The sequence below is a fragment of the Luteitalea sp. genome, from assembly GCA_009377605.1.
In the GTDB taxonomy this organism is placed as follows: Bacteria; Acidobacteriota; Vicinamibacteria; order Vicinamibacterales; family Vicinamibacteraceae; genus WHTT01.
The window spans coordinates 1-14282 of sequence record WHTT01000122.1; the positions used below are offsets into that span (position 1 = coordinate 1).

15 protein-coding genes are annotated in these 14282 nt (G+C 63.4%); 14 read left to right on the top strand and 1 reads right to left on the bottom strand.

Going from position 1 to position 14282, the window contains the following annotated elements; genetic code table 11:
• Positions 1-260 (top strand): hypothetical protein (locus GEV06_25700; protein ID MPZ21262.1); only part of this gene is annotated, 260 nt, incomplete at its 5' end.
• A 17-nt stretch (positions 261-277) separates the two neighbouring features.
• Here GEV06_25700 and GEV06_25705 read toward each other — a convergent pair.
• Positions 278-3154 (bottom strand): hypothetical protein, encoded by a 2877-nt coding sequence (locus GEV06_25705; protein MPZ21263.1) that lies wholly within the window; start codon positions 3152-3154, stop codon positions 278-280.
• Positions 3155-3681: 527 nt separating this feature from the next.
• Between GEV06_25705 and GEV06_25710 the strand changes: the two genes are divergently transcribed.
• The 13 genes from GEV06_25710 to GEV06_25770 all read left to right on the top strand — a co-directional run.
• Positions 3682-3933 (top strand): hypothetical protein, encoded by a 252-nt coding sequence (locus GEV06_25710; GenBank protein ID MPZ21264.1) that lies wholly within the window; start codon positions 3682-3684, stop codon positions 3931-3933.
• A 53-nt stretch (positions 3934-3986) separates the two neighbouring features.
• Complete coding sequence (locus GEV06_25715; GenBank protein MPZ21265.1) at positions 3987-5147, top strand: methionine adenosyltransferase; 1161 nt, start codon at positions 3987-3989, stop codon at positions 5145-5147.
• 64 nt (positions 5148-5211) lie between these two features.
• Positions 5212-6333, top strand: a complete 1122-nt coding sequence (locus tag GEV06_25720; protein MPZ21266.1) for an amidohydrolase family protein — start codon at positions 5212-5214, stop codon at positions 6331-6333.
• Positions 6334-6673: 340 nt separating this feature from the next.
• Positions 6674-7183, top strand: a complete 510-nt coding sequence (gene ectA / locus GEV06_25725) for a diaminobutyrate acetyltransferase (protein MPZ21267.1) — start codon at positions 6674-6676, stop codon at positions 7181-7183.
• Positions 7184-7200: 17 nt separating this feature from the next.
• Entirely contained in the window at positions 7201-8490 is a 1290-nt protein-coding gene (ectB, locus tag GEV06_25730; protein ID MPZ21268.1) for a diaminobutyrate--2-oxoglutarate transaminase, read from the top strand.
• A complete protein-coding gene (locus GEV06_25735) occupies positions 8487-8885 on the top strand; it encodes an L-ectoine synthase (protein MPZ21269.1) in 399 nt (132 codons plus the stop codon). The genes ectB and GEV06_25735 overlap by 4 nt, the downstream gene beginning before the upstream one ends.
• 42 nt (positions 8886-8927) lie before the next feature.
• Positions 8928-9821 (top strand): ectoine hydroxylase, encoded by an 894-nt coding sequence (thpD, locus tag GEV06_25740; GenBank protein ID MPZ21270.1) that lies wholly within the window; start codon positions 8928-8930, stop codon positions 9819-9821.
• The gene (gene ehuB / locus GEV06_25745; protein MPZ21271.1) at positions 9818-10684 is read left to right on the top strand and encodes an ectoine/hydroxyectoine ABC transporter substrate-binding protein EhuB; all 867 of its coding nucleotides are present in this window, start codon (positions 9818-9820) and stop codon (positions 10682-10684) included. Before thpD ends, ehuB begins: the two co-directional genes overlap by 4 nt.
• Positions 10685-10806: 122 nt before the next feature.
• Entirely contained in the window at positions 10807-11460 is a 654-nt protein-coding gene (gene ehuC / locus GEV06_25750; GenBank protein ID MPZ21272.1) for an ectoine/hydroxyectoine ABC transporter permease subunit EhuC, read from the top strand.
• Complete coding sequence (ehuD, locus tag GEV06_25755) at positions 11457-12113, top strand: ectoine/hydroxyectoine ABC transporter permease subunit EhuD (GenBank protein MPZ21273.1); 657 nt, start codon at positions 11457-11459, stop codon at positions 12111-12113. The genes ehuC and ehuD overlap by 4 nt, the downstream gene beginning before the upstream one ends.
• Positions 12110-12925 carry an ectoine/hydroxyectoine ABC transporter ATP-binding protein EhuA gene (ehuA, locus tag GEV06_25760; protein ID MPZ21274.1) on the top strand — a complete coding sequence of 272 codons (816 nt, stop codon included), beginning with the start codon at positions 12110-12112 and terminating at the stop codon, positions 12923-12925. Before ehuD ends, ehuA begins: the two co-directional genes overlap by 4 nt.
• A 15-nt stretch (positions 12926-12940) precedes the next feature.
• Positions 12941-13702, top strand: coding sequence for a methyltransferase domain-containing protein (locus GEV06_25765; protein ID MPZ21275.1), 762 nt, complete (start codon positions 12941-12943; stop codon positions 13700-13702).
• 153 nt (positions 13703-13855) lie between these two features.
• On the top strand, positions 13856-14282 hold a 427-nt coding region (locus tag GEV06_25770; protein ID MPZ21276.1), incomplete at its 3' end, for a hypothetical protein.

The window sequence follows — 14282 nt, forward strand, 5'->3', positions numbered from 1 at the left end:
TGTGCGAGCGGACGCTCGCCCAGCGCACGGTGCAGGATATCGCGTACGAGGTCGGAGAGTGTCGCATCGAGATGCTTGGCACGTGCTCGCAACTGCATCGCCTGTTCCTAGTCGAGGCGCACTTGCACCATATACAGCGTACGAGATCACGAATACGCTGTCTAGCGCGCGGCGGGATGCGGACCTATGAGTCCATGCGCCGGCTCGAGCCAGACCTGTTCGTTCACTCAGGGGATCTGATCTACGCCCGCCCGACCTAAAGGTCGGGCCTAGACCCTCAAGGCAGCAGTCCTCGAAACAACCGTGGTCCGAACTGGATGCGTGCGGCGTTTGGATTGGCAAATTGTACCGGTACGACGAGCACACGCCACGGTGCGAGTGAGGAGGCCTCCAGCGTGACGAAGGGCAGCTCGCCGAACATGCCGGTCGCGTCGACGAGTGTCACGCCCGGTGTGAGCTGGTCGAGGCCGAGGTGCAGAGGACCGGTGAACGTAGTCTGCGACCGATTGTGCACCACGACCCACCCTTCGTACAGCCGAGAGCGCGGATCACGGTGAAGCCCTGCCGGTAGTAGCCACGCCTGTTCGGTCAGATCGGTGGGTGGCGCGCCGAAATAGGTAATCACTACATCGTGATCCGACAGTCTGAATGCTGTCGACGGGTCGTTTCTGGCAACCTCTGGCGCGTCGGCGTTGCCCCGTGCAACGGCGACGCCTCGCACGAATGGGGCAGCGGCGCTGTTCACGAGCACGTGGTCCAGCAACTGCGCGTTGCCGTCGAACACGAACGTGTAACGCTCCTCTTGCGGCAGCGAGGCAACCAGGTTCAGGAGATCCGGATTGACGAGGTCGTCACTGTCGAGCACCACCTCGTCTGGATCTGCAGGCTGCCCGGCGATCGTCCCGATGACGTCGACGTAGCCGTCATTGAGCTCGAAGGCGTTGAAATCACCGATCAGCACGAGACGCTCGTCCGGCCGCGCTTCCTGCCGCGCCTGCACGAAGGACGCGAGGTGCTCAGCACCCGCCTGGCGCTTGGCGCGGACCCGCGCTCCTCCCGTGCCTGTGCCGGAGGGCTCTTCTGAGTCGATCCCGATGAGCGATCGCAGGTGGTTGACGATGACCGTGATGGGGAAGAGGGTGCCGTCGGCGTAGCTCACCGTGGCTTCGAGCACCAGCGGGGGGCGATCGAACACCGTGTCCAGCGCGCCGGTGTTGGGATTGACATACGTAGCGGTGGCGCCTTCCTGCGTCACACGGGTCACCGCGACGCGCGGTTGCCCATTGCCGTTGTCCATACCCTTGACGAGAAACCCAACATCGATGCCGCCCGGGTCATTGCCTTCGACCAGGTAAGCGTCGTACGCGGGATCCGGCTCACTCGCTGCCACCGCGTCTGCGCTCACGCGTGTTGCCAGCGCTTCGAGCGTCTGCAGGTTCTCCAACTCGACGACACCCAGGATGTCTGGGGTGTCGAGGTGCGTGCGTATGAGCAGCGACGCTTTCTCCAGCCGTGTTTGGAATGCCGCGTTGGACAGCACCGGCTCTCCCACGCTCGGGTCGTCCTGGTCGTCGAAGAACCGTTGGAGATTCGCGGATGCCACCGTGAATTCAGAAGGTGCGCGCTCGCGAACGGGCAAAGGAGCGAATGGCGGCGTGATGCCGGGCGGGGCAGCCGCGTCGGGCGGATCGGGCAACAGCGTGTAGGTCCGAAATGCGTAGTCGAGTGTGCCGATCAGATTGGTGACAACCGCTCCGCTGGAGACGTCGAGGATCGGCGCTCCGAGCTGCGCATCGCTATCGACGCGGAGCCGCTCGGGATTCGTGTCGAACCGCGGAACGTTCGGTGGCGCGCCGCTCGGCAGCGGGTCGAGGAGACCAATGCCCGGCTCGCGGAAGGGGCGCGCGAAATCACTCGAGACCGCGTAGAACACGCCATTCGACGTCGCCGTCGCGGCGCTCTCGTTCACGCTGCCCAGGGTCGGCCCAACCACGGTCAGTGACGAGGCGGCGACACGCATTCCCTCGAATCGCTCGAGCGCATCGATCGGGCCGCCCGGGCTCATGTCCGCCGGCGTGAGCGCGATCGGCTCGGGGATTGCGTGGCCGCTCGACAGCACGCTGATGCGCGACGGCGAGGCGAGCTCGGTGAGCGGTGGCTGATGGGGATCAGCAGAGGGCACGAACTCGGTCACGCGTGCCTCGATCTCGACCAGATCGCCACGCGCGACGCTTGCCGTCGCACCGAGGAAGACGAAGATGCCCTCCGATGTCGACGGATCGTCATCCGTTTCTTCGGCGGGCGTCTGAAGGAAGAAACCGTTGCTTCTCAGCGCCGTCACGACGCCGCGTGTCATGACCAATTGATCGGCCAGCGGAGACGATGCGGCGCTGCCTTGGATTTCATGGATGGCGGCGAAGGTTGGCGGGAGCGGCGGTTCGCCGCCCCCCTCGACCAGCAGATCATCGATTCCCACCCACTCGTCGTTGCCCGGCGCGTTGGTGGTGATGATGCGCACCTGCAGGAGCGGCACTTCGTCTGCGTCTGCCGGAAGGGTGACGCGGACCGGCGTGGACATGGTGGCTTCATCGGGCCCCGTCGCATCGCCGATGTAGGCTTCCGGGACGTTGGTGAACGCGCCGCTGTCACCGACCCGATACTGCAAGGCGACTTGCTGTGTCGCGTCGTCTGGAGAGCCATCGAGATCGCGAAGCGTGTAGGAGACCGTAATGCCGCTCGCGCCCGTCGTGTCGAGCGACAACAGCAGGTAAGGAGCGTCGGCGGTCCCCGACCCGTTGAGCGCGATCGTCGGGTTGGCGATGCCATCGAACTCGGCCACGCCACCGTTGATCAGCGTGTCGGGATTCGATCGATTGGCGAGGAGATCGAGATCCCCGGCAGCCGTGCTCTCGCCAAGCAACGTTTGCGGGTCCGCGCCGGTCGTCGAGGTCAGACCTTGGCCGAGGTATCCCTCGATGCCCGGGACAGTCGACCAGTCATCGTCAGTCGTGATGAGCGCGGTGTCTGACCAATCCTGGGCGAACGGTAGTGGCTGGGGGCCCCGATCGGCAAGCACACCAAGCGGCGCGCTCAGCGCGAGGCCAATAGCGACGACGCACGCCGTCAGATGGCGAGGTGGCGGCAGGCTATGCATGGTGGCGAGTTAAGCATGAGAATGTGTCGGATGCACGACAGTGGAAGGGTCGAGGGAGCAAGGGATCACGGGATCACGGGTTGGAGGATATCGGTGCCAGCGGCGTGCGGCCTCGACGTCACTCGGGCCCGTTTGTCCCTCGATCCCTAAACCCCTAGCCCCTTGGGCTTGCGACCAACAGGCATGTCGGATAAAATCTCTCAGACATCCGGAGCGGCCCGCGACCAACAACGCGGGTCCGGCAACCTGGGTCGGACATCCCAAGGTGCCAGTTTCGTGCCGCTGTCGTGCGGGGGGGTAGCTCACCCGGCGCGGCCAGTGTTTTCGGTGCGGAGCGATGTGGTTCAGCTGAGGCTCGGTGCGCGCTGTGCGGACGAGCGGTTTGGCTCGAACAATCAAAGTGTCCGTGCGGGATATCCCGCAGCTTCCGGGTGTCTTCTTGAATCTGTAGGAGAGAAGACACCATGTCCCCGTCAATAACACTTTCAACTACGCCGGCGTCGGTCCGCACTGCCCCTGCCGCGCGCGTGACCATTTCCCCTGGGCCTCAGGATCGCCGGTTCAACCAGTCGAATCCGAACCATCACCTCTGGCGCAACGGCCGCCTGTGGTGGATTGCGTATACCGTGATCTACGATGGATGGCGGCAGGAGCGTATTCGGCACTCGCTGCGGACGGCCGACCTCAACGTGGCGCGCCGCCGGCGCGACGTGATTCTCGCGCGGATTGCACGGCTCGGCGCCGAGGTCGAGCGAGAGCCGAATCGAATGACTGCATGATGCAAGCCCGGTCAAAGAGTGGGCCTGCGCTCAACACAAGGAACCGAGACAACATGGCGAAATCCCGCTTCGTGCTCACGTCCGAGTCTGTCTCCGAAGGGCATCCGGACAAGGTCTGTGACTACATCTCCGACTCCGTTCTCGACGCGTGCCTCACGGCAGATCCGCGCTCGCGTGTCGCGGCAGAGAGCCTCTGCAAGGAAGATCTCGTGGTGGTGGCCGGTGAGGTGACGGTACCGCACCCGATCGACTACGAGCGGGTCGCGCGCGACGCGATTCGCGAGATCGGCTACGTCGATGCGGCCGAGCCCTTCTGCAGCGACAAGGTGCAGGTCATTGTGAAGGTGAGCGAGCAGTCGCGCGAGATCGCAGAGGGCGTGGGGCGCGAGAAGCCGGAGGAGCAGGGTGCTGGTGACCAGGGGTTGATGTTCGGGTATGCGACGGACGAGACGCCTGAGCTCATGCCGTTGCCGATCCTCCTCGCCCACAAGCTGACGCACGGGCTCGCCGAGGATCGGCGCAAGGGGGGCGCGTTCGCGTGGTTGCGTCCCGACTCGAAGTCTCAGGTCTCCGTGGTCTACGAGGATGGCCGGCCGGTGCGGGTCGAACGTGCCGTGATCTCCACCCAGCACGCCGCCGATCGGTTGCAGGCAGACATCACCAGCTACGTCATCGAGGAGCTCGCGCCGCGCGTGCTCGGCGCCTGGTGTCCAAAGCCAGACGCCTTCCTCGTGAATCCTTCCGATAGCTTCATTCACGGCGGTCCCTCAGCCGATGCCGGCGTCACGGGCCGCAAGATCATCGTCGATACCTACGGCGGTGCCGCCCGCCATGGCGGCGGCGCGTTCAGCGGTAAGGATCCGTCCAAGGTGGACCGCAGCGCGGCGTACTTCTGCCGCCACGTCGCACGGGCGATTGTCGAAGCGGGCCTCGCGCGGCGCGCTGAGCTGCAGGTGTCGTATGCGATCGGGAAGGCGGAGCCCACGTCGCTGCTGGTGGAGACGTACGGTAGCGGCGACGCTGGGGCAGCGGAGGCGTTCGTGAAGGAGCAGTTCGACTTTCGGCCGGCGTCCATCATCAAGACGCTCGACCTCCTGCGGCCCATCTACCGGCAAACGACCAACTACGGCCACTTCGGTCGCCCCGGGCTCCCATGGGAGACGAGTGCGGCCCCTGCTGGCAAGGGCGTGAACAAGACAGCCGCTACCGCCTAGAAAAGGACCCGGGTACCTTTTCCGTCCCGAAATGGTACCCGGTTCCTTTTCCTGATCTCTTCCTATGAGACGCGCTCTCGTTCCATTGTTGCTCGTGCTTGGCGGTTTGGTGGCGCAGCAAGCCTCCGGGCAATTGCGCTCGCGCCCAGGACAGGAGCGGACGCCGGAATGGCCGGCGCCATCGATCATCGAGTACGAGCCGAAGTCGACGCTGGTCGTCGCGGAGCATCCCACACCGCACGCCAAGTTTCCGGTGATCGACATCCACAGTCACCAGCCGACGCCGATCAGCCCTGAGCAACTCGACAAGGTCGTGGCGGCCATGGACTCGCTGAATCTGCGGGTGCTCGTCAACCTGAGTGGCCGTTCGGGCGATCGGTTGCGAGAGGGTCTGGCCGCTATCGAGAACAGCCAGCATGCCGACCGGATGGTGCTGTTTGCCAATATCGACTTCGACGGCGGCGTTGGTCCTGGCTTCGGTGCCGCGGCGGCGGCGCAGCTCGAATCGGACTTCGAGGCGGGCGCGTTGGGCTTGAAGATCTTCAAGAATCTCGGGTTGCGCGTGACGCGCACCGACGGGGCGCGGCTGAAGCTCGATGATCCGGAGCTCGATCCGATCTGGGAGACCTGTGCGCGTCTGAATCGGCCGGTGCTCATTCACACCGCCGATCCAGCGCCCTTCTTCGATCCGATTGACATGTCGAACGAGCGCTGGCTCGAGCTGGCGCTCTTTTCGTCCCGCCGCTACCAAGATCCGGCGATGCCGCGTTTCGAGGAGCTCATGGCCGAACGGGATCGGCTGTTCGCGCGGCATCCAAAGACGCAGTTCATCGCCGCGCACATGGGATGGCATGCGAATGATCTGGATCGTTTGGGCCGATGGTTCGAGAAATTCCCCAACGTCTTCGTGGACACTGGTGCCGTGCTGGCCGAGATCGGACGCCAACCGCGCGCTGCAAGGGAGTTCTTCATTCGCTACCAGGATCGCGTGCTGTTCGGCAAGGACAGCTTTCAGCCCGACGAGTTCCCGTATTACTGGCGAACCTTCGAAACGGCCGACGAGTACTTCGACTACTACCGCGACTATCACGCTTTCTGGAAGCTGTATGGGCTGGAGCTGCCGGATGAAGTGCTGCGGAAGGTGTACTCCGAGAACGCGGCGAAGCTGATTCCTGCGCTCGAGTGAGCCCATTCGACTCGCCTGACGGCCCGCGGTCGGCGAGCCGTCAGGCTCGCTCATGGCAAGCCCGCGTCCCGTTTCCCTTTCCTGATTTGACAGACCAATTTGACAATGGCTCAGCCCTGATCTACGGTGATTTGCATGCGTGACAATCCTGCCCAAGCCTATCGGAATCCGGGTCGTGGCGTGTTTTGACTCCGCAACGCTACCTAAGACTTCCCGATCTCGGCCGACGTGCTGAGATCTTGCCCGGTTTCTAGCAATTTTCATCGCAATCGCAGAGTGCGCGTTTGCCTCGGGAGGGCGACGTTCGTGCGCTGTTGATTGTACGGAGCTCCCGCGGCCCATGACGAGCCCCGACAGAACCTCTACGCTACCGGAGGTGAGCTATCGCGCGCCCCGGTTGGCGGATGCCACCCAGGTTCATGCGCTCGTGGACGCCTGCAAGCCGCTCGATCTCAATTCGGTATACGCCTACATGCTTCTGTGCACACACTTTGCTGATACCTGTGCCATTGCTGAGCAGGACGGCAGGCCGGTTGGACTCGTGTCTGGTTACCTCGAGCCGTCCACGAGCGGCGTTTTGTTCATCTGGCAAGTCGCGGTCAGTCCGACGGTGAGAGGGCGTGGCGTCGCCAAGCGTCTTCTCGAGGAGGTTCTGGATCGTCCCGCTTGCCGCCATGTTCACCATCTGGAAACGACCATCACGCCGTCCAACGAGGCGTCATGGTCGCTGTTTCGTGCGTTTGCTCGTGACCGAAACACGAACTTTCACGACAGCACGCTGTTTCGCAGCGAGGACTTCGGGACCGACGATCACGAGGAAGAGCAGTTGGTGCGGATTGGTCCCTTTTGAGAAGACAAGGCAAAACAATGCACATCTTCAACCAACTGGAATCCAACGTTCGCAGCTACAGTCGCTCGTTCCCGACCGTGTTCACGCGAGCCTGCGGGGCGATGCTGACCGATGAGCACGGGAAGGAATACATCGACTTTCTGAGTGGCGCGGGCACGCTGAACTACGGGCACAACAACCCGGCGCTCAAGAGACGACTTCTCGACTACATCGAGTCGGACGGCGTCGTCCACGCGCTCGACATGGCGACCGCGGCCAAGAAGGAGTTCCTCGAGACCTTCGAGCAGGTGATCTTGCGGCGGCGTGGCATGCGCTACAAGGTGCAGTTCACCGGACCGACCGGGACGAATGCCATCGAAGCGGCCTTGAAGCTCGCGCGGAAGGTCATGGGGCGCTACAACGTCATTTCGTTCACCAACGCATTCCACGGTGTGACGCTGGGCTCGGTGGCGGCGACGGCGCGCGCGCACTACCGCGACGCGGCCGGCCTCCCGTTGGGCGGCACGTGCTTCCTTCCCTACGACGGTTACTTGGGGCCGGACGTCGACACGTCGGACTATCTGGACCGCGTCTTGTGCGACAACGGGAGCGGCGTGGATCACCCGGCCGCCGTGATCGTAGAGACGGTGCAGGGCGAGGGGGGCATCAACGTCGCGACCTTCGCGTGGCTACGCAACGTGGAGGCCATCTGCCGCCGCCATGGCATCTTGTTGATCGTGGATGACATCCAAGTGGGCTGCGGCCGCACCGGGCCGTTCTTCAGCTTCGAACAGGCGGGCATCTCGCCCGACATCGTCACGCTGTCGAAGTCCCTGAGCGGCTACGGCCTGCCCTTTTCCGTGGTGCTGATGAAGCCGGAGATCGATCAGTGGAAGCCGGGTGAGCACAACGGCACGTTCCGCGGACACAACCTGGCGTTCGTGACCGCGAGCGCCGCGCTGGACGAGTATTGGGAGGACGACCGGCTCACGAGCGATGTGAGGCGCAAGGGCCACCTGGTGCGCTCTGCACTGAACGGGCTGGCGGAAGAGGCGTCCGGGCGGTTGTCCGTGCGAGGGCGCGGCATGATGCAGGGCCTGGATTGCGGAAGCGGTGAGCTGGCGTCTCGGATCAGCACCAAGGCCTTCACGCAGGGGCTCTTGATCGAGACCTCGGGTTCTGAGGGGCATGTGATGAAGTGTCTCAGCCCGTTGACGATTCCCGACGAGCAGTTGCTCGAAGGTCTGCACATTCTGGAAGACAGCGTCAAGGCTACCTTGGACGAGGAGGCAGCCGAGCGCAAAGACATGGTAGGAGTGTCCAAGTGATTGTCCGCACCTTGCAGGCAGCAGAGAAGAGTGACCGCCGAGTGGTGACCGAGAATTGGGAGAGCGTGCGGCTGCTGCTGAAATCGGACGGTATGGGCTTCTCCCTGCATGTGACGACGATCTATCCGGGGACGGTGACGCCGATGTGGTATCGCCATCACCTGGAGGCGGTCCTCTGCGTGGCAGGTGAAGGTGAGGTCGAGACGCTGGAGGGGGATCGTGTGTATCCGATCAAGTCCGGGACGCTGTATGCGCTGGACAGGCACGACAAGCACGTGCTGCGCGCCAAGACGCGCATGCGCATGATCTGTGTGTTCAATCCGGCACTGCACGGGAAGGAGGTCCACGACAAGTCGGGGGCCTACCCGCTCGAAGCAGAGTCGATCAAGGGATGAGTGCTGGAAGTATTGAGCCAGGAGGTCAACGAGATGTCTGTGTTGGAAGATGTGTATCCGTCTCGCGTCGGTGATCAGGTCCGTTTGCTCGAGCGCGCCGATCCGGTGGTCTACGGCAAGCAGCCCGGGCCGCTGGCGACCGAGCAGCTCACGTTCTACGAAGAGAACGGGTTCCTGGTGCTCCCCTCGCTGTTCCAGCAACAGGAGATTGACCAGCTCAACCGGGAGTTGCGCAGTATCGCGGAGGCGCCTGGGATCAGCGATCGCGATGAGACGATTACGGAGCCGGGCAGCGGAAAGGTCCGGTCGATTTTCCGAATCCACCAGGTGAACGAGTTGTACGGACGGCTGGCGCGCGATGAACGTCTCGCCGGTGCCGCACGGCAGATCCTCGGCAGCCAGGTGTACATGCATCAATCGCGGGTGAACCTGAAGCCAGGGTTTCACGGCAAGGAGTTCTATTGGCACTCGGACTTCGAAACCTGGCACATGGAGGATGGAATGCCGCGGATGCGCGCGCTCAGCGTGTCCCTGGCGCTCACGGAGAACTATCCGTTCAACGGGCCGTTGATGCTCATGCCCGGGTCGCACAAGACGTACATCTCGTGCGTGGGCCAGACACCGGAGAACCATTACAAGCAGTCGCTGAAGAAACAGGAATACGGCGTGCCCGATCAAGAGAGCCTCACGAAGCTGACCGAGCGAGGTGGGATCGTGGCGCCGACGGGGCCGGCCGGCACGGCCGTCTTCTTCGACTGCAACACCATGCACGGATCGAACGGCAACATCACGCCGTATCCGCGCAGCAACGTGTTCTTCGTGTACAACAGCGTGGAGAACGCACTGCAGGATCCCTTCTGCGGCTTGACGCCGCGACCGGATCACATCGCGAGCCGCCAACGGGCGCAGGTGCTGGAGCCGTTGCCAAGGTCATGAGGCCGTGCGGGTGGGGGTTGATCGGTATCGCCGCACTGGGGGTGTGGTCGTGCAGCGGCGGGACCGATCGGGGAGAGGCGACGCTGGAGCGCATTCGGCGGGCCGGCGTGGTCCGCGTTGGTTTTGCCAACGAGGCGCCCTACGCATACCAGGACAGGGCGACGGGCCAGGTGACCGGCGAGGCGCCGGAGATTGCGCGCGTCGTATTCGAGCGCATGAACGTCGGACGAATCGAGGGCGTCTTGACGGAGTTCGGTGCGCTCATTCCCGGACTTCAAGCCGGGCGCTTCGATCTCATCGCCGCGGGCATGTACATCACACAGCCCCGCTGTGCCCAGATTGCCTTTTCCAATCCCACCTACTCGATCGGCGAGGCGTTCATCGTCGAGGCGGGCAATCCGCTGGGGCTCCACAGCTATGAGGACGTTCGCGCGCGATCGGGAGCCACGCTCGGCGTCGTGTCTGGCGCTATCGAGCGCAACTATGCCCGAGCGGTCGGGATTTCCGACGATCGCATCATGACGTTTCCGGATCCGCCGAGCGCCATGGCGGCCGTGCGCGCCAGCCGGGTCAGTGCGTTCGGGGCGACCGAGCTCACCGTGGAAAGCTTGCTCAACAAGGATCGCGACGGTCTGGAAAAGGCTGACCCGTTCGAGGATCCGCTCATCGAACGCGAGAGGGTGCGCGGGTATGGAGCGTTCGGCTTTCGGGAGGGTGACACGATGCTCCTGGCTGAGTTCAATCGGCAGTTGGGCACCTTCATCGGGACGCCCGAGCACTTGAAGCTCGTCGAGCCGTTCGGGTTCGGCAAGCCGCAGCTGCCGGGAAGAATGACCGCCAAAGAGCTCTGCGGGGAAAGCTAGAACCCGTAGGACGCTAGGTAGGGCCGCCTCGCCGAGGCGGCCGCGCTCGCGGTGCCCCCGGCGCTCGCTGCCCGGCGCGCTCGACGAGCGCGCCCTACCGTGGACTCAAAACTCACAACTGCATGCTCGACTTGCTCCCCGATCTGCTGCGTGGCCTCGTCGTGACGCTGCAGTTGACGGCGGGCGGGGCCTGTCTCGCGCTCGTCCTGGCCTTCGCGGGTGGCTTGGGCCGCATGAGCGGCAACCGCATGGTGCGCGCTGGGGCGGGTCTCTACATCGAGATGTTTCGGGGCACGTCCGCGCTCGTCCAGTTGTTCTGGGTCTATTTCGTCTTGCCCTTTTTCGGCATGGAAATCGAGGCGATCACTGCAGGCATCCTCGTGCTCGGGCTGAACATCGGCGCATATGGCTCGGAAGTGGTCCGCGGCGCGATTCAGTCGGTGCCGGCCGGGCAGTACGAGGCCGCGACGGCGCTGAACCTCTCCGCGCGGCGTGCGTTCTGGCGGATCGCCGTGCCGCAGGCTCTGCCCATCATGGTGCCGTCCGCGGGCAACCTGCTGATTGAGTTGCTGAAGAGCAGCGCGCTCGTATCGCTCATCACCACGAGCGAGCTGACCTTTACGGCACAGACGCTGCGCGCCAGCACGCTGCGCACACCAGAGATCTTCGTCCTCGTCTTGCTCATCTACTTCGGCGTCGCGCTGGTGTTCACCTATGGCATGCGGACACTCGAACAGCGCCTCTCGTTCTGGCGTCAGCCGGGAAGTCGCGCATGAGGTTCGACTGGGATTGGGCGTTCGCTGCTGCCATCCTGCCGCAACTCGTCGCGGCGATGCAGGTGACCATCGCGGCGACCCTCCTGGGATTCTCCGTCGCCCTGGTCGGCGGCCTCTTGCTGGCGGTCCTGCGGCGGTCCCGACGTCGACCGCTGTCATGGACCAGCACTGCTATCGTCGAGTTCGTGCGCAGCACGCCGTTGCTGATTCAGATCTACTTCCTCTTCTACGTGATGCCCGAGCTTGGCGTGAAGCTCACACCCTTTGTCACAGGCGTCGTTGCCCTTGGGATTCACTACAGCTCCTACCTGTCGGAAGTCTACCGGGCAGGCATCGACGCCGTGCCGCGCGGCCAGTGGGAGGCGGCGGCGGCGCTCGACCTCGACCGGCGTCGCACATTCATTCGAATCATTCTCCCTCAGGCGATCCCGCCGGTGGTGCCGGCGCTCGGCAACTATCTCGTGGCGATGTTCAAGGACACGCCCATGCTGTCGACCATCACCGTGTTGGAGCTGTTGTACACCGCCAGAGATATTGGTGCCGAGACGTTCCGCTACCTCGAGCCCCTGACGCTTGTCGGCGCGCTGTTTCTCGTGGTGAGCCTGGTGGCTGCAAGTGGGATCCGCCTCGTGGAGCGAAGGCTTGGCACATGAGCTCTAACGAGCACACCGCGCCTGCCGCCTCGGAGCCCCACGAGGTGCCCATCGTACGGATTCATCAGCTCCACAAGCGGTTTGGGGAGCTGGAGGTCTTGCGTGGCCTGGATTTGGAGATTCCCGAAGGGCAGGTCGTCAGCATCATCGGTCCGAGCGGCTCCGGCAAATCGACGCTCCTGCGGATTCTCATGACCTTGGAGCGTCCCGACAGCGGCCACATCGAGATCGCCGGTGAGTCGCTCTACACCGTGCACAAGAACGGGCATGAACAGCCGGCCGGCGAGGCGCACATTCGACGCGTCCGTCGCAACATCGGCATGGTGTTTCAGCATTTCAATCTGTTTCCTCACATGACCGTGCTTCAAAACGTGACCGAGGCTCCCATTCACGTGCTCGGTCTCTCGAAGGAGGAAGCCGAACGGATTGCGACGGCGGACCTGGAGCGCGTCGGCCTGGGCGAGAAGTTGGCCGCCTACCCAGCCGAGCTCTCTGGCGGCCAGAAACAGCGTGTGGCGATTGCCCGTGCGCTGGCCATGCATCCCCGCATCATGCTCTTCGACGAGATCACCTCCGCGCTCGATCCGGAGCTCGTCGGAGGCATTCTCGACCTCCTGCGCGAGCTGGCCGCGTCGGGCGAGATGACGATGCTGGTGGTCACCCACGTGATGAACTTCGCACGGCGCTGCTCCCATCGGGTGCTATTCTTCGACCATGGCGTCGTGCTCGAAGACGCCCATCCAGAGGTGATCTTCACTGCTCCAAGTCACGAGCGCACTCGTGAATTCCTTGCGAGCATCCTCGAGACATAAAGGAGTTGAAGGAACGTGAACACAGTCAAGAGCAAGACCGACACCGTCCACGAGCACTACAGCCGGTTGGCGGAGCGATACGACGATTACCTCCACTACTCGGACGACTTCATCCGGGCGCTCACCTCGAAGATGATCGAGAAGCTCGAGCTCGAGGAGGGCGACCGTCTCGTTGATCTCGGGTGTGGCACCGGTATGTACTCACTCGACATCCTCGCGCAGGTTGCCCTCACCAACCCGGTGATCGGCGTCGATCCCTTTCCGCAGATGCTGGCCAAGATCCCCGAGGAGGCACCGATGACGAGAGTGGCACTCGATGCTCTCGTGTTCTCCGCGCGGGATGGCGCCTACGACAAGATCTTGATGAAGGAAGCGGTCCACCACGTCGATGACAAGGCATTGCTCTTCTCGAACCTGTTCCAGCGGTTGAGCGCACACGGCAGGCTCCTTCTCGTGCATGTGCCGCCCAAGGTGGTGTATCCGCTGTTCGACAAGGCCTTGCAGCGCGCGCTGGGCTGGCACGCCGACCCCGACGAGCTCGTCACCCTCCTGCAACGCACCGGCTTTCACGTGGAGCGGGATGGTCTGGACTATCAGCATTCGATTCCCAAGCATCGATACTTCCAGATGGTCGAGCGTTGCTACATGTCCGTGCTCTCCTCGTTCACGGCAGAGGAGATCCGTGAAGGCTTGGCCGAGATGGAGCACAAGTACACGGATGTCACGACACTGAGCTTCGTCGATCACTTCGACTACATCACCGGCGTGAAGGGCTAGTGACAGGGCACTAGAGACCGGCTCGCGTTTGCCCCGAAAGGCGCCCCGGCCGACACTTTCTCAGCTGCTTGACATCCCCGAAGCGACGATGGCATCGTCGTCGATGGAAGGTCAGGTCAGGTGCAGTGAGGCTCTTTCGGGGTTGGTGCGAGCATGTCTGCAGTGCCGGTGCCGGCGTCGCTTCGGGAACGACTCGGTGAGGAAGCATCGTCCGACCTTTCGACCTGGACGACTGCGCGCGAGCGAGAGTGGAGTGACAGCGTGCTGGAGGAGGCTGCGAAACGCTTCGAGCTCAGACTGACCGACGAACTGGGAAAGGTTCGTGCCGAGATGGCGGCGATGAGGGTGGAAACCGCGCAGGAGAACGGGAAGCTTCGCGGTGACCTTGGGCAGGAGCTCGGAAAGTTTCGCAGTGAGGTGGCGGAAGAGTTCGGAAGGTTTCGCAGTGAGGTGGCGGAAGAGTTCGGAAAGGTTCGCAGTGAGGTGGCGCAAGAATTTGGCAAGTTCCGCGGTGAGATGGGGCAAGAATTTGGCAGGTTCCGCAGTGAGGTGGCGCAAGAATTTGGCAAGTTCCGCGGTG